The following is a 26,726-nucleotide window of genomic DNA, read 5'->3' on the forward strand; positions in this document are numbered from 1 at the left end:
ATCGGTGTCCTAATTAAAACAGAATACCAAGCGTGTAACTGATTCGATCAGGCATGAGTGATTTACAGTATTTTGGTTGCTAGTCCCCATCTTGGGGTAATCTAACCTTAGCGTTAGATAACAACCTTTATACTGTGTTGCTCATGCCTTTTTTGGCATCTGTTTTACTGAAAATGTGAATAATGAAAGGAAGTGACCATGATGTTCAAAAAGCTTTTCGGCGTTTTACAAAGAGTCGGTAAAGCGCTGATGCTCCCAGTAGCCATACTGCCAGCAGCCGGTCTGCTCCTTGGAATAGGAAACATGCTGGTAAACCCCGATTTTCTACAATACGTTCCGGCACTTGAGAACGATGTAGTTCAGGCAATTGCGAACGTATTGATGAACTCAGGGCAAATTGTATTTGATAATTTATCCTTACTATTTGCCGTGGGTGTTGCCATCGGTTTATCCGGTGGTGAGGGTGTTGCTGGTCTAGCCGCTATTATTGGTTTCCTCGTAATGAATGTTACGATGGGTACTGTAATTGGCGTCAATGATTATGTCCTGAGCCAAGGCGACTTTTCCTATGCTAGCGTCTTAGGAATTCCAACACTGCAAACGGGGGTATTTGGAGGTATACTCGTCGGTATATTGGCATCGTCCATGTACAAACGATTCTTCAAAATCGAACTTCCATCCTACCTGGGTTTCTTCGCAGGTAAACGTTTCGTTCCGATCATGACTGCGGTAACGTCTTTGATTCTTGGTTTGGCATTGACCTTAGTTTGGCCGCCAATTCAACACGGTCTGAATTATGTATCACAAAGTATGATTGATACGAATAAAACGCTCGCAGCGTTTATCTTCGGAACAATCGAACGCTCGCTTATTCCTTTTGGTCTGCATCACATCTTCTATTCTCCGTTCTGGTATGAATTTGGTACCTACGTAGATAAAGCTGGGGAATTGGTTCGTGGTGACCAACGGATCTTCATGCAGCAGCTTCGTGATGGCGTAGAATTCACAGCGGGAACATTTACAACAGGTAAGTATCCTTTCATGATGTTCGGTCTTCCAGCAGCTGCTTTGGCCATTTATCATGAAGCTAAACCTCATAATAAAAAACTTGTCGGAGGTTTGATGCTTTCCGCAGCATTGACTTCATTCCTGACAGGGATTACAGAGCCACTTGAATTCTCATTCTTGTTCGTAGCTCCATTGCTGTTCGCAGTACATGCTGTTTTTGCAGGTTTGTCCTTTATGACCATGCATATTCTTAATGTCAAGATTGGTATGACCTTCTCTGGAGGTTTTATTGATTACGTGCTCTTTGGTATTATCCCGAACCGTACGGCTTGGTGGCTCGTAATTCCAGTAGGTCTTGCCCTTGCCGTAATTTACTACTTCGGATTCCGCTTTGTTATTCGGAAGTTCAATCTGATGACACCGGGTCGTGAAGAGGATACGGGTGAGGTTGAAGATACTAACACAGAAGCCGTTTCTAAAACGGGTGATGATTTACCACGAAATATCTTGTCAGCGTTGGGTGGTAAAGAGAACATCGCTCATCTGGATGCTTGTATTACCCGCCTTCGTGTGGAGGTTAAAGATAAATCAGGTGTGGATAAGACTCGTCTGAAGAAGTTAGGTGCATCAGGTGTGCTTGAGGTGGGTAATAACATTCAAGCGATCTTCGGCACACGTTCCGATACCATTAAATCTCAGATTCAAGATGTAATTAGCGGGAAGACACCTGCACCAACGCCGGTAGCGGCTACGCCACAGCCTGAAGAAGAACAGCAGGCAGGTGAAGCTGGTGAAGCGATTATCAAAGAAGATATCGTCTCTCCGGTAAATGGTGAACTAGTGGATATCACTGAGGTTCCCGATGCAGTATTCTCCCAAAAAATGACGGGTGATGGTTTTGCTTTCTTATCCGATGATGGAAAGATTGCTTCACCGGTCTACGGTAAAGTGTTTAATGTATTCCCGAGCAAGCATGCGATCGGCATTATGTCCGATGGAGGTAAGGAAGTGCTCGTTCATATAGGGGTTAATACAGTTAAGCTTAAAGGTCAAGGCTTTACAGTTCTAGTCGAAGAGGGCGACCTTGTAGCTGCTGGACAGCCGATCATGGAAGTGGATTTAGAATATGTAAAAGCACATGCACCATCAGTAATGTCTCCTGTTATTTTCTCCAATTTACCAGAAGGCTCTTCCGTAACCTTGAAGAAGCCAGGTAAGGTATCCATTGGCGATAAGGATATTATTACCATTCAGTAAAAGTGCAAGGGTGGACGCTTCCTTTAAACATTAAAGGGAGCGAAGCCTTCACTATAAATTTAAAAATATTCTATTAAAAGAAAGCGAGTTGGATAATATTATGCAAACAACATTCAGAATTATTGATGAAGATGGAATTCACGCACGTCCGGCAACTGCCTTGGTAAATACAGCTACGAAATTCAAAGGTACAGAAGCTTATGCAGAAGCAAAAGGCAAAAAAGTTACATTGAAATCTATTCTTGGCGTATTGTCATTGGGTCTAGAAGCTGGAGACACTTTGTCTCTGATTACTGAAGGTAGCGAAGAAGCTGAAGCTCTGAGCGCACTTTCTGATGTAATGATTAAAGAAGGGCTAGGGGAAATCCATGAATAAAATTTCAGGAATCGCGGCTTCAGCAGGGATTGCAGTAGCCCGTGCTTTTATCCTGAAACATCCGGATTATACAATTACAAAAACTAGTATCAGTGATCCTGAAGCAGAAGTAGCCAAGTTGAATGACGCACTTGCTAAATCAAGTGCTGAACTGCAGACTATTAAAGAGCGTACTTTAGCAGAACTAGGAGAGAAGAAAGCAGAGATTTTTGCATCCCATCTGCTGATTCTTGAGGACCCTGAGCTGATTAATCCCGTAATTGATAAAATTCGTCAGGAATCGGTTAACGCGGACTATGCACTAAACGAAGTAGCTACACAATTCATTGAAATGTTCGAAAACATGAAGAGTGCTTACTTACAAGAACGTGCAGCTGACATGCGTGATGTGACCAAACGCCTGCTGAACCACTTGCTGGGTATTCATTATGTTAGTCCTGCAGAAATCAATGAAGAGGTTATTGTTATCGCTGAGGATTTAACACCTTCTGACACAGCACAGCTAAATCGCAAGTATGTTAAAGGTTTTACAACAAACATTGGTGGACGTACGTCCCACTCCGCGATTATGGCACGTTCTTTAGAAATTCCAGCGGTAGTTGGAACTAAAAATGTCATGACAGAAGTGAATTCTGGGGATCTAGTGATTGTTGATGGTCTGAACGGAGACGTTCTTATTAATCCTAGTGAAGCAGAAGTGGCAGAGTACGTTCGCAAGCAGGAAGCTTACGACTTGCAAATTGCAGAGTGGAAGAAACTTCGTGATAAACCAACGATTTCTGCAGACGGTAAGCACGTGGAGCTGGCGGCTAATATCGGTACACCAAACGATGTCAATGGTGTAATTGAGAATGGTGGCGAAGGTGTAGGCTTGTATCGTACTGAGTTTCTATACATGGGCCGCGATAAGCTGCCTTCTGAGGAAATTCAATATAACGCCTATCGTACTGTGCTTGAGAATATGAAAGGCAAACCGGTAGTCGTACGTACACTTGATATCGGTGGCGACAAAGAACTTCCGTATCTGGATCTTCCAAAGGAAATGAATCCTTTCTTAGGATTCCGTGCGATTCGTCTTTGTCTGGATCGTCAGGATATTTTCCGTACACAACTGCGTGCTTTACTGAGAGCAAGTGTTCATGGGGATCTTCGCATTATGTTCCCTATGATCGCAACACTTGGTGAATTCCGTGCAGCTCGTGATCTTCTGCTTGAAGAGAAAGCGAAGCTTCGTGAAGAAGGCAAGGAAGTATCTGACAACATTCAGCTCGGCATTATGGTTGAGATTCCTTCCACTGCTGTACTGGCTGACCAGTTCGCAAAGGAAGTTGATTTCTTCAGTATTGGTACGAATGACCTTATTCAATATACAATGGCTGCTGACCGTATGAATGAACGGGTGTCTTACCTGTATCAGCCATACAATCCGGCCATCCTGCGTCTGGTCAAGAATGTAATTGATGCAGCGCATGCAGAAGGTAAATGGACAGGAATGTGCGGTGAGATGGCTGGGGACGCAACAGCGATTCCACTCTTACTAGGTCTTGGCCTTGATGAATTCAGTATGAGTGCAACGTCAATTCTGCCAGCACGTAGTCAAATTTCTAAATTGTCGGCTGCCGACATGAAGGAACTGGCTGCAAAAGCATTGCAACTTGGCACTGCTGAAGAAGTAGCTGCACTTGTTCAAAGCATCACTAACTAACTATTTCCATATGCATTACTCCGTTAAACGTTTTATAACGTTCCAACTACTATTACCGACTTCCGATGTTTGGAGGTCGGTTTTTTTGTGTGTATATCGATAATTTTATTTCTTACGTTGGCTTAAGTTCATACGTGAGCGTTATACTCAATTTAGAATAATTAAATTCACTTTTTATTTGCTTTATTGCACAGATGTCTATGCCGATAGTAATAGTGATGAGTATAAAGTCGGTAAGGAACCCAAACCTGTAAATATGTCTTACATATAATAATAGTATGAATCCATAGAAAGTTTATACTCCTTTACCGACTTGCAGAGCTGTGCAAGTATTAATATGATCTAAATTGGAAATATTTGGACTTATAAGCATCCCTATAAGTTAGCCAGGGAGCCATAGGATGGTGTTAACTCATGAGTAAAAATGTTATAAATACAGAATTAATGTTAGAGGTCTATGAAGGTAAAGACCTGGGCTTGACGTACTCGGTGGAGTACAGTGTATTTAAAGTTTGGGCACCTACTGCTTTTGCTGTATCTCTAGTTATGTACGAAACAGATGGAAATCAACGTAACATTGGATTTGATCCGAGCTCTACAGATAGTGGGCGTATTATATATATGCAGCGTCAGAACGGCGGAGTCTGGCAGACTAAGTTATCAGGTGATTTAAAAGGGAAATTTTATATGTACCGTGCTGTATTTGCTGATGGAAATGTGACGGAAGCAGTAGATCCTTATGCAACAGCCGTATCGGCAAATGGTTTAAGAACAGCAATCGTTGATTTGCGTAGGACCCATCCTGAGCATTGGGAGAAGGACGTTGCTCCTCCATTGCAGCATCCTGCAGACGCGGTTATTTATGAGCTGCATGTGCGTGACTTCTCCTCACATGAGAGCTCTGGCATGTACTATAAGGGCAAATTCAAAGCATTTACCGAATTTGGCTTAAGAGATCCGGAAGGAAATGCAATAGGTATTGATCATCTTGTTGAATTGGGTATCACCCATGTACATCTGATGCCTGTGTTTGATTTCCAGACCGTAGATGAGTTAAGTGTAATAAAGTGTGGTTCGTCCATTGAACATACCGACTACAATTGGGGATATGATCCTCAGCATTACAATGTACCGGAAGGATCATATAGCACTGATCCTACCGATCCAGGTCTACGAATCCGGGAATTTAAAGAAATGGTTCAGGCTTTGCATAGTCGTGGGATTTCAGTGATTATGGATGTGGTTTACAACCATACGTACGCTGTGGAGAAGGGCCCCTTCGAGCCGCTTGTACCAGATTACTTCTATCGCCGTGACTACTTGGGACGTTTATCTAATGGCTCGGGAGTTGGTAACGAGCTGGCTACAGAGCGTCCGATGGTACGCAAATATATTAAGGATTCGTTGTCCTACTGGGCTACGGAGTATCATATTGATGGCTTCAGATTTGATCTTATGGGTCTGATGGATAGTGTGACCATGCGTGAAATAACGGAAGAGCTTCGACTTGAGGTGAATCCTAATCTGCTGTTATATGGCGAACCTTGGACAGGTGGAGATTCTCCACTGGCAACAAAGACGCTAAAAGGTGTGCAGCGGGGGAAAGGATATGCTGTCTTCAATGATAACTTTCGTTCCGCGATCAAAGGTGATAGTGATGGATGGGGACGGGGCTTCATTACAGGGGAATACGGCAAAGAAGGGGCTATTGCAGCCGGAATCAAAGGAGCCATCCACGAATTTACAGACTCCCCAGTGGAATCGGTGAACTATGTAACGGCCCATGACAATTTGAATTTATGGGATAAGGTGCTTACCGTTCAAGGGGGATTTCAGGATGCCGTTTCACGGGCTAATCCTTACGTGAATGTAGATCTGGAGAATATTCTCAGCAATGAGACCGTGCGCCGATCCCTACTTGCAAATGGAATCATCCTGACCTCGCAAGGGATTCCATTCCTGCATGCCGGTGATGAGCTACTGCGCAGTAAATTTGGAGATCATAATAGCTATCGTAGCGGTGATACGATTAACGCGATCCGCTGGAACATGAAGAGTATGTTTAAGCCTGTATTTCAATATTATAAAGGTTTGATCGAACTGCGGCGAACACATCCGGCATTTCGTCTACATGGTCGGCAGGAAATTGAGCGTTCGCTGGAATTTCTGCGCTGTGATGGGGGGATCGTGTCGTACCTGCTTAGAAATCATGCAGGAGGCGACCTCTGGAACAATATAACAGTCATCTTTAATGCCAATAATGATCGAGTAAAGCTATCTCTTCCTGAAGCTAATAACGGTTGGAACGTGGTAGTGGATCATACCCGAGCGGGGACAGAAGCATTCCGGAAGGTCGCAGGTAGCGAGGTGGAAATTGAAGGCTTGTCGATGATGGTGCTCTATGATGAATGTGGTGAGCCAGCACCGCGGTCCAAAATTATCGAAGTACACTATGAGCGGCCAGATGGGAAATATCAAGGCTGGAATCTTTGGGTTTGGGATACAGGAATTCAGGACGGACAATGCGACTTTCGGTATATGGAGGATGGGCGTGCAGTTGCACGAATTGAGGTCTTGCCAGATACCGATTCTATCGGGTATATATTACGACTTAATGACTGGGAAGAGAAAGATGGGGATGGCGATCGCTTCATTGATTGTTCCAAGGATGACGAGCTGATCAAGGTCATGGTTATAGATCGTGATCAGGAGAATGATGAGATCTCAGATGATCATTTGCAGTTAACCAGTTAAAAAATAAAAAAGAGCTGCTTCAGGGTTAGTTGTACCCTGGAACAGCTCTTTTTGTTGATCTTATGGTTTTCCGATGATCTGGTTGGATAAACCTACATCTAAAAGCTCGTAGTAGAGATTAGCTTCATTCCCTCCATGGTCTTTGGAAAGGTACATAGCTAGATCAGCGGCACGCAGAAGTTCATTAATACTGCCTCCATGCTCAGGAAATAGGGCTACACCAATACTTGCGGAGGTGTGGAAGCTAGAACCATTGTCAATAGACCAAGATTTGTTGAATAACTTAAGCAACCGTTGTAGCATTTCATCTAACATTTCTGGAGAGGTAAATCGGTGCAGTACCACCGCGAATTCATCACCGCCAATCCGGAACGCCTGGCCTACACCTTTAACCGTTTGCAAAAGCTCTCGAGAGAGCAGTTGGAGAAATTCGTCTCCAGCCAGATGTCCTAAGGTATCGTTTAACTGCTTGAATCTGTCACAATCCAGCAATGCGAGTGCAATATTCTTTCTCCGTTCCTCGGGTTGGTTGATGAGATTCTCCATGTACATTTTGAAATGAGCACGGTTGGGAATCGCGGTTAAATGATCATAGAAGGCTAGCTTATGTAATCGTTCTTCGTATTGCTTCCGTTGTGTAATTTCACGGGACACTAACATAAATTGTGCTGGGAAATTATTGCTTCCCCGAACAGGCGATACCTTCGTTTCCAGCCATACCCATTGCCCTTCAGCTCCACGCATTCGTAGCTCTGAGATACGAGGGGTTCCTTGAACGACACTCTTTAGTTTAGCCCAAGCAATTTCCGGTTCACGAATGTAGTTGGAGAGTGGGTCACCCTTTTTAGGAACATAGCCGAGAATACTTGAATGTGAAGGTGAGCTATACAGTATCAACCCGTTAGGATCAGTCAAAATAATAAAGTCAGACATGGTTTCGCCGATTAGCTGATAGAGTGTTTGTTCCTCCAACATTTCATTTTTGAGCCAAATGATTTTGCGACCCAGATAAATAATAACTAGAAGCAGTATAAAGAAGACCAATGAGTATAGCGCAAAGAGTGCACTCTTTTTATCTTGGAACCCATCTGTTACTTGTAAAGCGTAGGTGTCTATCAGGTCTTCTGATTGATCTAGATGAGTTCTGACTTCATTTAACTGCATGTTCAGACTTACAGCATGATATGAAGCAGGGTCCCATCCGATTTGCATCCGTTCAGCTATCAATTTACTTCCTGTACTCTTCCATAGGACTAGGGATGTTTCGAAGGCATGGAGCTCGTTCTCTAATTCAGTAAGTATATTTGCCTGTTTCAAATCACTGTAGGGTTTGTTGATAGATTTGATGTCTGAACTTGCTAGGCCTACCCGTTCTTGTGCTTGTTGATTATTGTCCTTAAATTCCTGAATGAACTGATCACGTTCAGCGTCAGTGAGGTTCGAGCTCATGGAGGAGTGGAGAGCGATTGCGGCTTGATGCAGATCACGATCAGCGCTCAGTATGAGCTCAGAGTTCTCAAATACATCTTCATATAAAGAATCTGACATTCTGTTAATGGTGTGATTTAGATAGAGTAAAGAAGCTACACTAATTCCAACCAGTAGAATGGAGATCGCAGCGAAAATAAAGATTAGTTTGCGTGTTACTTTGATATCGAAAAATCCAGCCACGGTCATCTTCTCCCCGCATAAGATGTTTAACAAATCTTATTGCTGCTAACTATAACCTGCGGAACTTCCATTTGTGGCAGGCGTGTTTTATTTTCAGGCAAAGATGTTGAGAGTAATTATGTAAAAAAAAGAGGTGTTGTAATATAGTGGGAATTGAGGCATGGGAAAGATAAATTGTGTGTGGATCGCAGTTTGTAGTACAACAAGTATATAGGACGTCCTACTTATAGAGCAATCGCTTCCTCAAATAAATATCAATAATAAAAAATTTAAATGATTATGGTATGGGCCTATTGCCTTATCTATATTCAAATCCATAAATCCTATTACCCAACGCCTTCGTAAATGATACCCAGCTCAGCCCCAAAAATATGAGTTCTGTTATGTTAAAAAAAGCTGCCTAGTCATAATAATGACTGTGGCAGCTGACTTGAAGTTACTATTCGTTACGTAGTGCATGAATGGGGCGAAGCCGTGCGGCTTTGTTCGCAGGCATCATTCCGAAAATCACGCCGATAAGCAAGGAGAAAACAAAAGATATCAGTACCATATCCCAAGCAATGGATACTGTAAGTGAAGTGTACTTTCCTAGTAACCAACTACCTGCGACTCCAATGCCAACACCGATCACCCCACCCAATCCGCTAAGCACAATGGATTCGATCATGAATTGAGCGAGAATATCGAACTTTTTGGCGCCGATTGCTTTGCGGATACCAATTTCTCTTGTTCTTTCATTAACGGATACGATCATAATATTCATAATGCCGATCCCCCCGACAAACAGAGAAATGCCGGCAATTCCCGCAAGTGCCATTGAAAGCGTAGCTGTCGTAGAATTTACAGTTTCCAGCATCTCTTGAGAGTCAAAGACACTAAAAGCATTATCCGCATAATTAAATTTAGCATCCAGTGTACTCTCTAGTTTATCTTTTACGGTAGCTACAGTGTCTGCTGAAGTCGTCGCAATTGTGATGGAACGTACGCCTTTGCTTTTTAACTGACGTTCTGCAGTAGCTATAGGAATCAATAAGATATCATCGTTGGAGCCACTTAGACTAGAGCCTTTTGCTTCCAAAAGACCGACGATTTTATAGCTGATCCCGTTTAGCTGTACCTTTTGGCCGACAGGATCATCTGTACCGAATAAATCCTCAGCCGTACCTGTGCCGATTAGCGCTACCTTCTGCCGGTACTCCGTATCAATATCAAGCAGGAAACGTCCTGACTGTACATGAAAATCCTTAACGTCCTCATAAGAAGGTGTAATGCCCTCAACTGTAACGCTAACATTCTCAGTATTATGCTTGGCTGTAACGTTGCCACTGATCACAGGAGCTACATTTTCTATCCCCTCTATATCTCCTAGTGCCAAGGCTTCTTCATAGGTGAGGGAGGTGGTAGCCCCACGGCCAGTGATGTTTACCGTCAGTTGATTTGTTCCGAGTCCATTAAGCTGCTCCGTAATCTGAGAAGTAGTTCCCTGCCCCACAGAAACGAGGATGATAACGGATGATACACCAATAATAATACCCAGCATCGTTAAAAAAGCTCTTACTTTACTGCTGTAAATACTTTTTAGAGCCATCCGCATACTTTGAAATAATTTCACCTCGCATTCCTCCGATCTTCTACGAGGTTGCCATCCTGAATACGAATGATCCGCTTTGCTTGCTTTGCAATTTCGAGGTCATGTGTGATTAGGATGATTGTATGACCCTGCTCATTTAATTCTCGTATCATCTGCATGACCTCTTGTCCAGTTCGCGTATCAAGCGCCCCGGTAGGTTCATCTGCAAGTAGAATCGGGGGAGATCCAGCCATGGCTCGCGCAATCGCTACACGCTGCTGCTGTCCTCCTGAAAGCTCAGAAGGTCGGTGATGCATTCTCTCCTCCAAACCAACTTTAAGGAGTGCTTGCTGCGCTGTTTCTCTGCGTTCTCGATGTGAGAGGCCGCGGTATATTAGCGGAAGCTCCACATTCTCGACAGCAGACAACTTGGGGAGGAGATTGAAGTTTTGAAAGATAAAGCCGATCTTCTCATTCCGGATAACTGCCAGCTTGTTGTCGGATAACTTACGAACCTCTTGTCCGTCTAGGAGATAGCTTCCTTCATCCGATACATCCAGGCATCCGAGCATGTTCATTAGTGTTGATTTACCAGAACCGGAAGGACCTATAATCGCTACGAACTCTCCGAAGTCGATTGTAAAGGAAAGATTTTTTAGAACTGTCATAGTTTCTCCGGCCATAGTATAGCCATGGGTCATATTCTGGACTTGGATCAGTGGCGTTAAAGCACTCATCTACTGCCACCTCCGCCACCACCAGGTGCTCCGCCCGTGCCACCAGTACCACCTCCACTGAAGCCACCACCGCCACTAAAGCCGCCGCCGCCGAAACCGGCGCCACCCATACCGCCCATGCCACCTTGCATTTGCATCTCAGTACTAGTTGTACCTGTTTTGGTAGAGATGACAGTAGGGATGATCACTTTGTCTCCTTCATTAAGCCCACTGACAATTTCAATACTGCTCTCATCATGGATGCCCACTTCGACGGAAACTGTTCGCTGATTACTATTTCCACGGTTTCTTGTGCCAGCAGCTCCGTTAGGCATAGTACCGCCGCGAGCATCAGGAGCTCCACTAGGCATAGCACCATCGCGAGCATCAGGAGCCCCGCTAGGCCTCGGTGCTTGGCCCTCGCTAGAGGCTTTTGAGGAATCGGTTGAACCCGCTGAAACCGCTGAAACCGCTGTTAAAGGGAGAGAAACTGTGTACTTGCCATTTCTTTCTTGAACAGCTTCAATAGGTACGGTTAATACATCTTTTTTCTCAGCTGTTGTAACTGAAACTTCTGCCGACATCCCTACAAGGGCGCCTTCGGAGGTGGTTAAGCCAACGGTAACATCGAAGAGGGAGACTCCGTTCGAGACGGTGCCTTCCTTGGCAATCTTAGTAACACTCCCCTTGAATTCAGTGTCGGGCAGGGCATCCAATGAAATGGTAGCAGGCATCCCTATTTTCACTGTAGGAATATCAAGCTCATCCACCTGCACTATGACGCTTAAATTAGCATAATCGGTGATATCGATGAGTTCAGAGCCATCCATCGCTTTTTCACCGCTGGCTATGTTAACTGCTGTAACAGTTCCGTCAATAGGAGCGGTTAGGGGATCTGGAGGGATCATATCCTCTTGTACAGATGCAATTTTTTCGATTTGAGAAGCGATATCCGTTTTCGCTTTTTCAATCGAACGTTTGGCACTGGCTAATTCATCCTCGGAGGCACCTGCCACGGCAAGCTTCTTATACTGCTCCTGCTTGTCCTGAAGATCCTCTTCAAGCGAGGTAAGAGAGGTTTGTTCCTGCTTGAGATTGTCGCTCAAATCATCGCCTTCGAAGGTAATTAATGTCTGACCTTTTTTCACATTGTCGCCTTCTTTGACAAGCACCTCAGCTACGGTTCCAGCGTCCTTCGTTTTCACTTTTCCTGTTTCAGTGGCCGTGACGGAGCCTGCTCCAGATACATTTACTACGATATCGCCCTTCGTAACCGTGGCTGTATTAACGGGCACTTCAGCAGCCTGACTGCTCTTATCAGGTAAAAATGTATACACCAACAATCCGGCTGTTACTACAGCTACTACTCCGATGGTCCAGAGCAACACTTTTTTCTTCTTCATTTCTTTCCTCCATAGATCATCAAATTTCTTTTAACTTAGGCCACACCTCGCACACTTACTAAGTGTCGGATGGATTGTTAGCACTAGAATCGGTGTTTGAAGTGGAATTGTTGTTTGAAGTCGTTGACGCTGCCTGATAAGTGACAACATAGGTCCCAGTTCCCAGCAAATTTCGATGACCTTGGAATTCGTCGTATACATTCAATCGGATCGCGCCGCCACCTAGAGTTTTGTAAAGATTGCTTGTGAATGTTGTGGTGTATGACTTGAAGTTCCCTAATGGTAGGTCTGTGCCCAGTGTTAATGTCTTCTCCATCGTTTGTCCGAAGGGGTCGATCAGCTCTAGTACAAGCTTGTGCTCATAGGTACCCGATTCGTAAAGCGTGCTGCTCGACAGGTTGTAGGTTAGGACAGTGCTTAGCGTATCTTTTCCACCAGTGACGGAGGCGACTGCATTTGTAACGGATAGGGTATAAGGGAACAATTCTACATCCAAAAGATTACTTTTTGACTCCACCGCAACATTATTTAGACCCAGTGACACCGTATTGATATAACCCGTTGATTTCCCGCCAGGAGCCGTAAGTTTTCCTTCGGATACCCCTTCACCGACATAAAGAACAAGCTGAGAAGGATCTACTCCAAGTGGAAGCTTAGTCCAGACGGTAACCAGATTTTTTCCGTTAGGGCTCGTGGAAGTGGTAGACTGGTTGACCTCGGCTTCGTAATATTGATTGTCAGGCGTTTTGTAATAAGCTACGAGTTGAGCCTGCTCCGATTTACGTGTTTCCTCACTGTTCATTTCCAGTTCTGTGTACATGATATTGGAGCTCGCACCCTGATAAACCGTTGTCCGGCGCTCTAACACTTCTGCTTTTTTACTTTCAAGGTCAATTTGGAAGGAACTTAGTGCTGCAACTTCCTGAACACGGCTGTCCAACTGATTTGTATTTAAAGAAAGAAAATTATTTTTGCTTTCGCCGGAGGTTTCTTGCAGCGTTATTTTTAATTGATTGAATTGGTAGGTGTAAGGAACATTGGCCACGACATAAACGTCTGCGGATTCATTTGGCCCGAGTATGGTTTGCGTGCTTTCTGTGACAACTTGGGAAGTGCTGCTAATATCACTCTCACCAGCTTTAATGACACTTGTAAATGCAGGAAGCTGCACAGAGGTCGATTTCGTGTTGCGAATATTGATTTTAGCTACAAGCTGATCTTTGTCTGCCCAAGGTAGCCGCTGGATGTTCTCAAGCTTGACAGCAAATGTGCCGTGACTGTTCTCCACCGCGTATTCTGTATCCTGCCAATTGTTAGTTTGGAGTGTGTAAGGAATCTGATAATAGGCCGCAGGAAAAATGATCTTACTCTCTACAGCGGGTTCAGTCATTTGCAGCTGTAGCGTTCCTTGAGCTATCGTTAGCGGAACTTCTGCACTGAGCTCAATTATTTTTTCTTCAAGGGGTTTGAGTGTAAGGTTAGCGAAAGCCTTCGTGTCCACCGGAAAGCTGTATCCTTCAGCGGCTTTAACGGTAAACTCATAAGCAGGCAAAGTAATCGCCTTGTTGCCGCTATTTTTTACTCGGAATTGCAGCGTCCACTTCGCGGTGCCGTTGTCGGCATAGACATTGGCGCTTTTTAACTGCGTCTCGACAGTATTATTGTTGATCGTAAGCTTCTTGATGACATTGCTGGCTACGACAAGATCTGGTGTGGTAGCAGCGGGAAGGTTATAGGTGACGATGGGCAAAGCTATTTTTAATGAGGTATCTTCTCCAGCAAACTGCAGAGTCATATTGTCTGTCTTCATATAAGAGGGAATTTCCGTCATGTAGTAGATCGTCTTTTTTTCCTGTGGCTGTACTTTGTAGTTACTGCTCGCATCATCAAGCGTTAATTCAAATACAGATCCTCCTGCAGATGCGAGGTATCCCTTAAGTCCAGGATCACTTAGCACTTTGGTTCCTTGATTGGTTAAGCTCACACCTACTTTGGCGTATACCTTACCGTTATATTTGTAAATTTGCAGACTTTCCGTTTTGGTTGTTACGGGCTGATTATTCAAGGTTATCTTTTTACTTTGGCCTCTAGCGACCGCTTGTGAAAAAGCCACAGGCAAGGTGAAGGTCCCCAGCTTTTTTTGATAATCAGTACTGCTGAAATCCCAACCGAATACTGAAATCTTCACTCCATTTAAAGATGTGGATTTACCTACGTTTACGTAATAGGTTACGGATTGACTGCTTTTGGAGGGGATAGATTTGATGGTTGCACTGCTGGTTACTGAGCTTCCTTGGATAACGGTTCCTCCGGCAGTAGTTACTTTAGAGAAATAGTCCACAAGATTGATGCTGCTTCCGCTCCCATTGTTATAGCTGAGGGTGTATGTAAGAATATTGCCGCCATCCTGAGTCAAAAACCCAACATCGGTCAGCTTCACACTAAAGTTACTCTTTAAAGCTATCGAGCCGAGTTTATCCAGAGTGGATGCAGTGGTGGCAGTTGCTGTTTTGGTGGATGAAGTAGTCGTTGATGCCGCGTATGCTCCATACGCTGAAGCTTGACTCAGAACTGCTGCGCTAAGTATGATCACAGCTACTTTTGTTCTTCGTGCATGCATGTAATTCCCTCCCGGTATGAAAGTCCTTGTATTTTGAAGGTGATTTATGATTGAGTACAACCATGCCTTCTTAATAATGGAAATTATCAAGCTCCGCTGAACGTTAGCTGAAAAAAAGTCCCCAAAATGGCTCTGAACCTTAAAGCCAGCTTAAAGCCAGATAAAAATTGCCCTAATTATGCTTGAACTTGTCAAAACGACAGATTTTGCATATAATAAACAGACATATCTCTTGCATAAAAGAGATACCTGACAATTAGATTGAATTGTGAAATGCAGTGATGGAGAAGAGTACACAGTGCCTGACTTACAGGGAGGAGACGCCGGTGATTGAGAGCGTTTCTAGGATACAGAGCTGTCGAAGTTCACTCCGGAGCAGTTCCTTGAATTCCTTAAGATTGCCTTGTAAGGAAGCGTAGGGGAAACCGGTCACAGACCGTTATTTCTGTATAAAGTGAGATAGGTATCTGTCCAGCCAAAAGAGGGAATGAAGCTCTTAAGGGGAACAGATCAGCTTGTCTAACAAGGGTGGTACCACGGTCTTTTCGTCCCTTACCGGGAGGAAAGGCCTTTTTTTGTTGAATTATAAGAAAGTATAAGCTTCACGCTATACTTTTTCCTTATAATTCTCGCATAAACGCATACCGTCCTTAAAGGACGCCGAAGGCGTTTTAGCTTGAACTAGACAATGATTGAAGGGGGCTGTACACGGCCATGAAAGAGAAGTTGGAAGCATTGAAGGTTGAGGCGCTGGCTAAGTTGCAGGAGGTTATGGATCCACAGGTTTTGAATGACCTAAGAGTGAAATATCTCGGTAAAAAAGGCGAGCTTACAGAAGTTCTACGTGGTATGGGAGGACTTAGTGCTGAGGAGCGTCCGGTTATCGGGCAAGTAGCGAATCAGGTGCGTAGTGCCATTGAGGAGATTATTGGAGCGAAGCAAGAGGCTTTTCAACAGCAAGAGACTCAGCAACGTCTGCAGGCTGAAAAAGTAGACGTAACCCTGCCAGGTCGCCGCATGCAGCAAGGGGGCGTTCACCCGCTTAGCAGAGTGGTTCAGGAAATTGAGGATATTTTCATTGGTATGGGCTACCGTGTGGCTGAAGGTCCGGAAGTGGAGACCGATTATTATAACTTTGAAGCCCTAAATCTGCCTAAAAATCACCCGGCTCGCGATATGCAGGATTCCTTTTATTTAACGGATGACCTGCTTATGCGTACTCAAACGTCTCCGGTACAGATTCGTACTATGCAGGCTATGAACGGTGAAGTTCCAGTTAAAATCATTTGCCCGGGTAAAGTATTCCGCCGCGATGATGACGATGCAACGCATTCCTTCCAGTTCCATCAAATTGAAGGTTTGGTTATCGGAAGCAACATTCGGATGAGTGATCTGAAAGGCACCTTGCAGCAATTCGTACAAGAAATGTTCGGCCCGAATACAGACATTCGTCTTCGTCCGAGCTTCTTCCCATTCACCGAGCCAAGCGTTGAAGTGGATGTAAGCTGCTTCAAATGTGGCGGCGATGGCTGCAGACTGTGCAAGCAAAGCGGATGGTTAGAAATTCTTGGCGCCGGCATGGTGCATCCAAATGTTCTGAAAATGGGTGGCTATGATCCTGCTAAGTATAGCGGCTTCGCATTTGGTATGGGTGTTGAGCGGATTGCTATGCTTAAATACGGCATCGATGACATCCGTCATTTCTATAACAATGATATGAGTTTTGTAAAGCAGTTCAAGGGCGTTTAGATTTTTGGTGGGCGAGCTGGCTGACGGGTTAGGAGTAATTAGCAATTGGATTACTGATCTTGCTTAATAAAAGACTATTAATAGAAGGAACGGAGAGAAATTTTGGAACTGTAGAAGCGCCAGCGTTCGCCTTTATCCTCGGATTTCTACCGCGAGAAGCGGTTCTAATCAGGAAATCTGAGGATAACAGCGATCGGAAGTCCAATATTTTTCGTAGTGACTGCTCTAAATAGGACGGGTATGAAGCTTTGATCGAGTAATCCTAAATTGTACTACCCCCACAGGAAGCAGATCGAACGGCAAGTAGATAAATACATCTGAAACATAAAGGAAGTGAGCGGACATGAAAGTATCAACCGGATGGTTGGCTGATTATACATCGATTGAAGGAGTAACCGCCGAAAAGCTAGCGGAGAAGATTACCGCTGCCGGCATTGAAATTGACGGAGTAGAGCGCCGCAATAAAGGGATTTCCGGCATCGTAACCGGCTATGTGAAATCAAAAGAAAAGCATCCTGATGCGGATAAACTGAACGTATGTATCGTGGATGCAGGTCAAGGTGAAGATCTGCAAATCGTCTGTGGCGCAAAGAATGTAGCTGCGGGACAAACCGTTCCTGTAGCTCTTGTTGGCGCTAAGCTGCCAGGGCTGGATATCAAAAAAGCGAAGCTGCGCGGGGTATTATCACAAGGGATGATCTGCTCGGCTAAAGAATTGGGACTCAATGATAAATTGCTTCCTAAAGAGCAGCAAGAAGGAATTCTTGTACTTCCTGAAGGTACAGAGATCGGTCAAGATATTTCAAAGTTGCTGGGTCTAGATGATGAAATTCTGGAATTCGATCTGACTCCGAACCGTTCAGACTGCCTAAGCATGATTGGTGCTGCTTATGAAGTGAGCGCGATTCTTGGACGCGACATCAAATTACCAGATCCTGCGAGTGAAATGATTGAGATCAGCGGAGCAGCTGCTCAATCTATTTCCGTTAAGATTGAGAATGAAGAACATTGCAGTCATTACGCAGTTCGTTATATCTCAGGTGTTAAACCTGCAGCATCCCCGCTGTGGATTCAGAATCGTCTGATGGCGGCAGGGATTCGTCCAATTAACAACATCGTTGACATCACTAACTATGTGATGCTCGAATACGGACAGCCGCTTCATGCTTTTGATGCAGATAAAATAGAAGGCGGAGAACTCGGCGTTCGTCTTGCTCACGAAGGTGAAGTCCTGACTACACTTGATGGCCAAGAACGGAAGCTTGAGCCACATATGCTCGTTATCGCTGATGGAGCTAAGGCTGTAGCTCTGGCTGGAGTAATGGGAGGTCAGGATACGGAAGTTACTGCTGAGACGGTAAATCTCGTTCTGGAATCTGCTAAGTTTGACGGAGGAACCGTTCGTAAAACCTCGCGTCAACTGGGACTTCGCTCGGAAGCATCGCTTCGTTTCGAGAAAGAAGTGGATCCAAATGCAGTGATCCCTGCATTGAATCGCGCTGCAGTACTTATTGCACGTTATGCTGGCGGATCTGTGCATGAAGGAATTGTGCAAGCAGGAACAGTCGCAGGAGAAGAGAAGGTACTTACTTTGTCCTTGGAGAAGCTGAACCGTTATCTCGGAACAGATCTGTCCTTGCTAGAAGTGAAGACATTGTTTGGTCGTCTACATTTCAAATGCGGGGATACTGCACAAGGATTGATCGAAGTTCAGGTGCCAACTAGACGTGGCGATATCAGCTATGATGTTGACCTTATCGAAGAAATTGCTCGTTTGTACGGGTATGACAATATTCCAACGACTCTGATTGAAGGTGTTACAACGCCAGGCGCATTGACGCATAAGCAATCACTCCGCCGTGAACTGCGTCGCCTGTTGTCACATGGCGGTTATCAGGAAGTAATGGGTTACTCCTTCATCCAGCCGAAACAAAGCAAAATGTTCCCTGAGTTATCAGAAGGCTCACAAGCGGTTAAATTGGCTATGCCAATGAGTGAAGAACGCAGTGTACTGCGTACTAGCCTTCTGCCACAACTATTGGATATTGCTAGCTATAATACCAATCGTCGTCAAAGCGATCTAGCGTTGTTTGAAATCGGCAATGTCTTCTTCACAGATGAGGAACAGTTGACTCGTCAGCCGCGTGAACTGCCGGTGCTGGGGTTATTGCTTAGCGGTAGCCTAACCGTGAAGCAATGGAACGTTTCTGCACAGCCTGTAGATTTCTTTGATTTGAAGGGTGCGCTGGAATCAGTATTTGCTTATTTGGGTCTTACAGACAGAATTATCTACGAGGGAGATAGTCCAGAAGGGTATCATCCTGGACGTTCCGCGTCGGTTTATTTAGTCGGAGACGAGGGTCGTGTGAAGATTGGAACTATGGGCCAGCTTCATCCGGAACTGCAAAGAGAGCTTGATCTAGTGGATACTTATGTAGCTGAGATTCTATTGCAGCCGCTGTATGATAACACGCAAAGCCGTCTGCAATATAATGAGCTTCCACGTTTCCCAGGTATGGAACGGGATATTGCAGTAGTTGTAGATTCAACTGTACCAGCAGGCGATCTGCTAGCTTCCATCCGTGCAAACGGAGGAACTTTGCTGCAATCCGTGCAGGTATTCGACGTGTACACTGGTGGCAAGTTAGAGAGTGGAAAGAAGAGTATTGCGATCTCACTGCTGTATCGTCACGGTGAACATACATTGACAGATGAAGAGGTTGGAGAGGTGCATGATAAGCTATTATCAGTCCTTCAACAAACTTTTGGTGCAGAATTAAGAAAATAGCAGGAATTGTGTAAAGCCGCAGCGAATCCATTTAGAAACTGAGATTCGCTGCGGCTTTTTCTGGGTAGAGTGAAATGCGGAGGATATCAGCGAGAGTCTATTGATTACAAGGGATTTTGCCAAATGCTTAAGAAAAAAGCTACAATAGAAACAGTAAGACTAACTTAGAATCCGCACACATACAAAGGAGGGCACAACTGTGGCTATGGACCGGACACGTGTCGCCGTGGAGATATACGGAACTTCCTATAAACTCGTCGGAAGCAGCACTGAATATATGAAACAAGTGGCCCGTTATGTTGACGAACATATGCGCACGATTTCTAAATCACACAACAGACTGGATACGCCGCGCATAGCGGTGCTTGCAGCAGTACATATGGCGGAGCAGGCTATTCAGGTTCAGGATTTTAAAAATGAACTCAACATGATGACAGGTGAACGCAGTGAACTGCGATTGGAAGTATCTCGCCTGCTGGAGGTTCAGCGGGAGCGACAAGAAGAATATGAACGCCTTGAAGCGGCGGCTAAAGAAGAAGCTACACGACTGATTGCTGCGGTTGAAGAAGAGCGCAAGCGTCATCTGGAAATTCAGGAGAATGAGCGTAAAGTACATGCTAACCAGCTGCAAGAGGCAACCCAAGCGGCTGAAGCCGCACGAGAGAAGCTGGAAGAGGAGCTGCTTGCGCGTGAGCTGGAGTTGCAGGAACTGCGGGCAAGTTATGAGGCTGAACAGTCTGCTATGCGTGAGAATCATCGAGAGGAACTAGCGAATGCAGAAGCCATCCGTCTACAGCAGTTGGAAGAGCAGAAGGCAGCGCATTTGCAAGAGCTGGAGAACATCCGTGAGACGCTGACTAAGGAGAAGTCAGACTCCTTGTCTGCTCTGGAGCTTGAGTTAACCGAGACCAGATCAACCTTAGAGAAACAGCTTGAGGAAACCAAATCAACATTAGGTAAGGAACTCGAGAAGACGAAGTTGACACTGGGTAAGGAGCTTGAGAGCACGACAACGAAGCTAAGCAAGGAATTGGCTGAAGAACGGGAAGCTTTACAACGGGAGCTTGCTAAGAATAAGGAACTTCGTCAGTCACAAGGTACTCAGGAACATAGACATAAGCAAAACATTCAAGAGCTCGAGAAACAGCTGGCTGAGCTTCGTGGTGGAACAGGACAACTTCAGTCTAGACTCCGTTCGGCTGAAGCCAGTCTTAAGAGTGAACGAGATGCTCGTCAGACGCTGCTCGGACAATATGAAGCGGTGGTTAAACGTGAAGAACAGCTCAGTGAAGAGCTGCGTACTGCTACTGAGCTAGGCACGCTGTTGAATGAAGAGCTGGAAGAATTGCGCCAGCGTTATCAGCAGTCTCAGAATGAAGCATCACAGCTGCGGAAGTCACTCCAGGAAACGAATGACAATCTGCACCGTGTTCAGGAAGAACTCGCTGGATCTATGGCGGAGGCAGCAAATTGGCAGGAGCTCTCGGATAAACGGATGGAAGATATTAGTGAGCTTGAAATGAACCTACTGGAGACCGAAGAGAAATCTTTGGCGCTTCAAAAGGAGATTGAGATCCTTCGTGGTCAAGCGGATGGATTAGTACAACAGTTAGATCGGGAAGCTCAGCTTCGTACAGATGCAGAACACGAAACTGCAGCACTCCGTGAACAAGGTGGACAGGTTCAGAAGGAACTGTCTGCACTTCGTGAACGCTATGAGGAACTGATCTCTCAATATGATGAAGTGCTGCAAGATGGAGAACGTCTACAGGAAAGATATCAACTGCTGCAAGAAGAAGGCGAAGAGACAGCTCGACGCTTAGAGGAATTGTCTGAAGCTAGCCTTGAGGCCGCTGCTACGGTTGCAGAGCAGCAGGATGTTCTGAGGGAGGCAGAGGCGTACGGCGCTTCATGGAAGCAAAAGTACGAGGAATTATTCGAGCGACAGCAGCAGTGGAGTGATTTGGAAGCGAAGCTGCGTGAAGAGATAGATATTTGGCAGCAGGAGGCTGGTGAAGCTGAGGCTAAGCAGAAATCTATTGAACGTGAACGCAGTGAGGTGCTTCAGCAGCTTGGTGAAGTCGGCGAGAATTATGAATTGGCCCAAGGACAACTTCGTCTGCTACAGGTCCAGTTTGAGATGCATCAGAATGAGCTACAGAAGATGACGGATGAGCATCGTAATCTTCAAGAGGAATATGCCAAGCTTCAGAATGAATATAATGAATGGATTCAACTGATCGAACAGGACAGTTGAATGTCGGATGCAAGAAAGTGGGCTGTACCTGATGTGTAGAGAGATCTATTTCAGGTCAGCCCTCTTTGTTTAATAAGTTTCACACCATGTCTTATATTTCTCACTTAAATAAAAAGCCAATCGTCAGGGCAATTCCCTAACGATCGGCTTTTTAATGATTCATCTATTCCACAATGATTTTTGCGTTCATGCCGCTATGTCCGGATCCACACATAATCGAACAGGTCATTTCGAATGTGCCGGCTTCCTCTGGAACAATTACTTTCGAGGACTTTTTGCTATTAAGCTGGAGTTCGAATTCAGGGATAAGGATGCCGTGATTGCCGCTATCGTTTTTAAAAATAATTTTGACGGGTACACCTTTTTTTAGATGATATTCTTCCTGATCAAAGCTGTAATTCGTAGCTGTAATTGTAAGTTCTGTTTCTGCCTCGATCTCCGGCTCCGATGTGTTAGCATTGCCAGCAGCACTATCATTGCTGTTTCCACAGGCTGTAAGTGCTATAACGAACACAATTGAAAGTAGAATTGCGAATTTTTTAATGATCCAAACCTCCTCCCAAGAAGTCCAAGCATAGTGGAAATGTGACAATTATGTAGACATCATAACTTAAAATTTAAGTAAGCGCTTTGATTAAATGTGAAAAATCCGTGAACAAGGGAGACTGTTCAAACTTTGTCGTAAATTGCAAATAAATGATGAAAATATAACTAAAATTTATTATAATGAAAGCTATTACATTAACGTACAAAAGTAGGGGATACATATTTCAAGCACTAACGATACGCTAAATACGGAGGTTTGGCACCGTAGAATCTTAAAAGGTTATTGGATGGTAGTTATTCTTTTATTAATCTCACAGTTGCTGTTTTTGTCGAATATTGACCGACTTCAAATAAAAACAACCATGGACACGAATCTATGGCACCTATTCTTTGCTTGTAATTTACTAATTGTGGTCCTTATGATTACTGCGGAGCTGTGGCTTCGTTATAGTAAACAATCCCCTAAATATGGGGTGGTTAGTTGTGGATTTTTAGTGTCCTACCTTATGTATTTTGTATTAGAGCCTTTTGTCGATGGTGCTCAGATGACGCTCATGATGCCGATTATGGTCGCTCTAATTTATTTTGATCGTAAGCTCCTGTATCTAATGGGACTATTTAGTATTGTGTTTTATGCGGTAGTATATTTCGGGTTGGAAAGGCCATTCCTACATAAACCGCTGCTTGAATTCTTAATAGTAGAGTGTGTGTTTATAATATTTGTAGGGATGGCTCTTGCTGTAATTATTCGTGCGCGGGAAGCGCGTGTAAATCTGGAGAGATTAACGAAGGAAGGCCAAGATCTAATGGTGGAGAGGGCTATTTCGGATAAGCTGCTGAAGATAGATGCACTCACTGGACTATATAATCATAAAACCTTTCATGAATATTTGGATTCATTATTAGAGCAATGTGAAAGCAACAACCTTCAACTACAGCTGGCTCTCTTCGATATAGATAATTTCAAGCAAGTTAATGATACCTACGGACATAGGGTTGGGGACCTTGTTCTTAAGGTAATTGCGGACAAGGTGGGCGGTATGATTGAGTTAAATGATTTTGCGGCTAGGTATGGCGGTGAAGAATTCGCTGTGATTTTTACAGACAAAAGTTTTTCAGAGTCTTATGAGGCTGTAGAAAAATTACGGATCAATATTGCTCAAATCGAGCATTTGCAGGCTGGAAATAAGCCGATTACTGTCAGCATTGGAATTTGTGATTATCAGCTTGGGGATGGGAAAGAGCTTCTTTTTCGTAAAACGGACAAAGCGCTCTATACAGCTAAAAAGCAAGGTAAGAACAGAGTGGTCAATTGTGCTGAAAGTCATGAAGCGGAGATTGTGTCATAAGGATAAAAACAACACAGAACCCTTATTACCGGAAAAGAACCGGAAATAGGGGTTCTGTGTTGTGAATAGCTTTCGTTACTTTGCTGCCTCAAACGGCGTGGATACCGGCAAAAACAAATCAACAATACCGATGACCAACGCCGCCAGGATAGCTCCTAGAATGGAAACGCTGACTCCACTCACTACGAATTGAGCGACCCAGATGACTAATGCACTAACGATGAAACCGACGATACCGCGCCCGAAGGGCGTTGCTTTTTTGCCGAAGATTCCTTCGACAACCCAGCCGAGTAACGCAATCACCAGTGCAAGGATTAGAGCGCTCCAGAAGCCACCAACCGAGAACTGTGGAACAATCCAACTAACGACCATCAGAACAAGCGCTGCTACAATAAAACGACCCACATGACTCAAGAAATTCACTGTACTAACCTCCTTTGGCCCAAGCTAAGGATATGTGCAGTTCTTATTGTGACCTTAATACTTGTTTTTATGCTTTAACCGATACCAAATAGCGAAATTGGCTTGAATTCTGTATAATGGAAACATCTATGAAGGGAGCTGTGACTGTAATTGGACGACAAAATTTTGCATACGCTTGAATATCGCAAGATTTTAAATAAATTAATGCAATATACGCAAACCTCAATGGGGCGAATGACTGCGGAGCAACTAAGACCATCCGGTGATTTTGAAGGTGTGAAGAAGCTACTTCAAGCCACGGACGAAGCGGCTAATGTAGATCGTCTGAAGGGTATTCCTTCATTCGGCGGGATAAGCGATATTCGAGCAGCACTAAAACGTGCCTCTATAGGTGGAATGTTGGGAACAACTGAACTGTTGGCAGTGGGAACTACCATTGGCGGCGCACGAAGAGTTAAACGATTCCTGGCAGCTATGCATGAGGAGGAAAAGATTGAATTCCTATTTTCACTCAGCGATGTTTTATCGGAGCAAAAACATGTAGAAGATGCCATCCGTTTATGTATAGACGAGAACGCAGATGTACTTGACACAGCTAGCTCTGAATTAGCTACGATTCGCCGTGAATTGCGCGGAGGAGAGACCCGAATTCGTGAGAAGCTGGATTCCATGATTCGTTCTTCTTCCGTTGCTAAAATGCTGCAGGATCAGCTGGTAACCATTCGTGGAGATCGGTTTGTTATTCCTGTAAAAGCGGAGTATCGTGCGCATTTCGGTGGGATTGTACATGATCAGTCCGGATCAGGAGCCACTTTATTTATCGAGCCTGAGTCCATTGTGGCGATGAATAATAAGCTGCGTGAAACACGGCTGCGTGAAGAACGGGAGATCGAGATCATATTGCATAGGTTGACAGCGCTTGTAGCTGATATAGCCGAAGAAATGACTTATGATATCGATATTCTTGGTGAGCTTGACTTTATCTTCTCCAAGGCGCGTCTTGCCCGAGATATGAAGGCTACACAGCCTCGTATGAACGATCGCGGGTATTTGAAGCTGCGCAAAGGACGCCATCCACTTATTCCCGCGGAGCATGTGGTTCCTCTGGATGTGGAGCTCGGCAACCAATATAGCTCCATTATTGTAACCGGACCGAATACGGGTGGTAAAACCGTTACACTCAAGACCATTGGACTGTTGAGTCTCATGTCGATGTCTGGGTTATTCATCCCTGCAGAAGAAGGCAGTCAAATGTGTGTGTTTGATGCCATTTATGCAGATATCGGGGATGAACAAAGCATTGAGCAGAGTCTGAGTACATTCTCCAGTCATATGACGAATATTATTTCCATTCTGCGTAGAATGACTCCCAAGAGTCTTATTCTGCTTGATGAAGTAGGTGCAGGAACGGATCCTGCAGAAGGGTCCGCACTGGCGATTGCCATTCTGGAACATATTCACCGGACTGAATGCCGTATGGTCGCTACCACGCATTATAGCGAATTGAAAGCTTACGCTTATGAGCGTAAAGGGGTCATCAATGCCAGCATGGAATTCGATGTTCAAAGTCTCAGTCCTACCTATCGTTTGCTGATTGGTGTTCCTGGACGAAGCAACGCCTTTGCAATTGCAGAGCGATTAGGTCTGCCAGGTGCGATTCTGGAGCATGCACGCGGCGAAGTGAAGGAAGAGGATCTACGTGTAGAGCATATGATTGCCTCTCTCGAAGAGAATCGACTTGGAGCGGAACAGGAACATGAGCGAGCAGAGAGTATCCGCCGCGAAGTAGAGGAATTACGCGGCAGACAGCAGCAAGAGCTGGAGAAGCTGGAAAGTCAGCGAGATAAACGACTGGAGAAAGCGGAGAAAGATGCCAGCGCAATCTTGGAGAAAGCGCGTAAAGAAGCTGAGGAAATTATCAGTGATTTACGACGCTTAGCTATGGAAGAAGGCGCTTCAGTCAAAGAGCATAAGCTGATTGAAGCACGGAGACGTCTAGATGAAGCCGAACCTTCACCGCGTAAGAAAGCCGCTACTCGTAAGCCTGCTAAGACTCCGCGGACGATTGGTCCTGGTGACGAAGTGAAAGTAGATAGCTTAAACCAAAAAGGTTTTGTAGTGGAATTAAGCGGCTCTAAAGAGGCTTTAGTACAGTTTGGGATCATGAAGATGAAGGTAAGCCTGGATGATTTGGAACTGCTCTCTTCGAAAGCAGCCTCTGTACCAACGCCCCTTCGGCAGGCGACAACCGTTAAACGCTCCCGTGATGAGAACATTCGTAGAGAACTGGATTTGCGAGGTACGAATTTGGAAGAAGCGATTATGGAGACGGATCGTTTTATTGATGAAGCCTTCTTAGGAAATCTGGGCCAAATTTCTATTATTCATGGTAAAGGCACAGGTGTGCTCCGCACAGGAATTCAAGAATATTTGCGTAAGCACAGACATGTTAAGAGCTATAGGCTTGGAAATTATAATGAAGGCGGCGCAGGCGTAACCGTGGCTGAGCTGCAATAGCGGGATTGCCCGGCAGA

At 44.7% G+C, this 26,726-nt stretch carries 16 protein-coding genes and 1 other annotated feature; of the genes, 9 read left to right on the forward strand and 7 right to left on the reverse strand.

Annotation, left to right across the window (positions count from 1 at the left end; all coding sequences use genetic code 11):
* Positions 1–201 precede the first annotated feature (201 nt).
* The 4 genes from ptsG (at position 202) to pulA (ending at position 7,100) form a co-directional block, all read left to right on the forward strand.
* On the forward strand, positions 202–2,265 hold the full coding sequence (gene ptsG, locus MKY99_RS07985) for a glucose-specific PTS transporter subunit IIBC (RefSeq protein WP_339271547.1): 2,064 nt from the start codon (positions 202–204) through the stop codon (positions 2,263–2,265).
* A gap of 100 nt (positions 2,266–2,365) precedes the next feature.
* Positions 2,366–2,641 (forward strand): HPr family phosphocarrier protein, encoded by a 276-nt coding sequence (locus MKY99_RS07990; RefSeq protein ID WP_042131974.1) that lies wholly within the window; start codon positions 2,366–2,368, stop codon positions 2,639–2,641.
* Positions 2,634–4,346, forward strand: a complete 1,713-nt coding sequence (gene ptsP / locus MKY99_RS07995; RefSeq protein WP_149645821.1) for a phosphoenolpyruvate--protein phosphotransferase — start codon at positions 2,634–2,636, stop codon at positions 4,344–4,346. The genes MKY99_RS07990 and ptsP overlap by 8 nt, the downstream gene beginning before the upstream one ends.
* Positions 4,347–4,760: 414 nt before the next feature.
* The gene (pulA, locus tag MKY99_RS08000) at positions 4,761–7,100 is read left to right on the forward strand and encodes a type I pullulanase (protein WP_339269776.1); all 2,340 of its coding nucleotides are present in this window, start codon (positions 4,761–4,763) and stop codon (positions 7,098–7,100) included.
* 60 nt (positions 7,101–7,160) lie between these two features.
* Here the strand turns inward: pulA and MKY99_RS08005 are convergent, their stop codons facing one another.
* From MKY99_RS08005 to MKY99_RS08025, 5 genes are all read right to left on the reverse strand, one after another.
* Positions 7,161–8,771, reverse strand: a complete 1,611-nt coding sequence (locus MKY99_RS08005) for a diguanylate cyclase (protein WP_076284233.1) — start codon at positions 8,769–8,771, stop codon at positions 7,161–7,163.
* A gap of 439 nt (positions 8,772–9,210) precedes the next feature.
* The gene (locus MKY99_RS08010) at positions 9,211–10,383 is read right to left on the reverse strand and encodes an ABC transporter permease (RefSeq protein ID WP_156113076.1); all 1,173 of its coding nucleotides are present in this window, start codon (positions 10,381–10,383) and stop codon (positions 9,211–9,213) included.
* A complete protein-coding gene (locus MKY99_RS08015) occupies positions 10,380–11,078 on the reverse strand; it encodes an ABC transporter ATP-binding protein (RefSeq protein WP_042186162.1) in 699 nt (232 codons plus the stop codon). Before MKY99_RS08015 ends, MKY99_RS08010 begins: the two co-directional genes overlap by 4 nt.
* Positions 11,075–12,460 (reverse strand): efflux RND transporter periplasmic adaptor subunit, encoded by a 1,386-nt coding sequence (locus tag MKY99_RS08020; RefSeq protein ID WP_339269781.1) that lies wholly within the window; start codon positions 12,458–12,460, stop codon positions 11,075–11,077. Before MKY99_RS08020 ends, MKY99_RS08015 begins: the two co-directional genes overlap by 4 nt.
* Before the next feature lie 58 nt (positions 12,461–12,518).
* Positions 12,519–15,080: a hypothetical protein gene (locus MKY99_RS08025; protein ID WP_339269783.1), complete on the reverse strand. Its 2,562-nt coding sequence runs from the start codon at positions 15,078–15,080 to the stop codon at positions 12,519–12,521.
* Positions 15,081–15,349: 269 nt separating this feature from the next.
* Positions 15,350–15,636 (forward strand) — a binding site (T-box leader).
* A 158-nt stretch (positions 15,637–15,794) separates the two neighbouring features.
* Here MKY99_RS08025 and pheS point away from each other — a divergent pair.
* From pheS to MKY99_RS08040, 3 genes are all read left to right on the forward strand, one after another.
* Positions 15,795–16,829 (forward strand): phenylalanine--tRNA ligase subunit alpha, encoded by a 1,035-nt coding sequence (gene pheS / locus MKY99_RS08030; RefSeq protein ID WP_042186167.1) that lies wholly within the window; start codon positions 15,795–15,797, stop codon positions 16,827–16,829.
* 343 nt (positions 16,830–17,172) lie between these two features.
* The gene (gene pheT, locus MKY99_RS08035; protein ID WP_339269785.1) at positions 17,173–19,617 is read left to right on the forward strand and encodes a phenylalanine--tRNA ligase subunit beta; all 2,445 of its coding nucleotides are present in this window, start codon (positions 17,173–17,175) and stop codon (positions 19,615–19,617) included.
* Between the two features lie 205 nt (positions 19,618–19,822).
* Complete coding sequence (locus MKY99_RS08040) at positions 19,823–21,874, forward strand: hypothetical protein (protein WP_339271548.1); 2,052 nt, start codon at positions 19,823–19,825, stop codon at positions 21,872–21,874.
* 163 nt (positions 21,875–22,037) lie between these two features.
* On the opposite strand, the gene MKY99_RS08045 is transcribed toward MKY99_RS08040, so the two are convergent.
* Positions 22,038–22,388, reverse strand: a complete 351-nt coding sequence (locus MKY99_RS08045) for a cupredoxin domain-containing protein (protein ID WP_339269787.1) — start codon at positions 22,386–22,388, stop codon at positions 22,038–22,040.
* A 319-nt stretch (positions 22,389–22,707) separates the two neighbouring features.
* Here MKY99_RS08045 and MKY99_RS08050 point away from each other — a divergent pair, with 319 nt between their 5' ends.
* On the forward strand, positions 22,708–23,769 hold the full coding sequence (locus MKY99_RS08050; protein ID WP_339269789.1) for a GGDEF domain-containing protein: 1,062 nt from the start codon (positions 22,708–22,710) through the stop codon (positions 23,767–23,769).
* 75 nt (positions 23,770–23,844) lie between these two features.
* On the opposite strand, the gene MKY99_RS08055 is transcribed toward MKY99_RS08050, so the two are convergent.
* Positions 23,845–24,192 carry a phage holin family protein gene (locus MKY99_RS08055; RefSeq protein ID WP_042186173.1) on the reverse strand — a complete coding sequence of 116 codons (348 nt, stop codon included), beginning with the start codon at positions 24,190–24,192 and terminating at the stop codon, positions 23,845–23,847.
* Between the two features lie 150 nt (positions 24,193–24,342).
* On the opposite strand from MKY99_RS08055, the gene MKY99_RS08060 reads away from it, so the two are divergent.
* Entirely contained in the window at positions 24,343–26,709 is a 2,367-nt protein-coding gene (locus MKY99_RS08060) for an endonuclease MutS2 (protein ID WP_339246238.1), read from the forward strand.
* Positions 26,710–26,726 lie beyond the last annotated feature (17 nt).

The sequence above is a fragment of the Paenibacillus sp. FSL R5-0470 genome (assembly GCF_037975205.1).
Taxonomy (GTDB): Bacteria; Bacillota; Bacilli; order Paenibacillales; family Paenibacillaceae; genus Paenibacillus_AQ.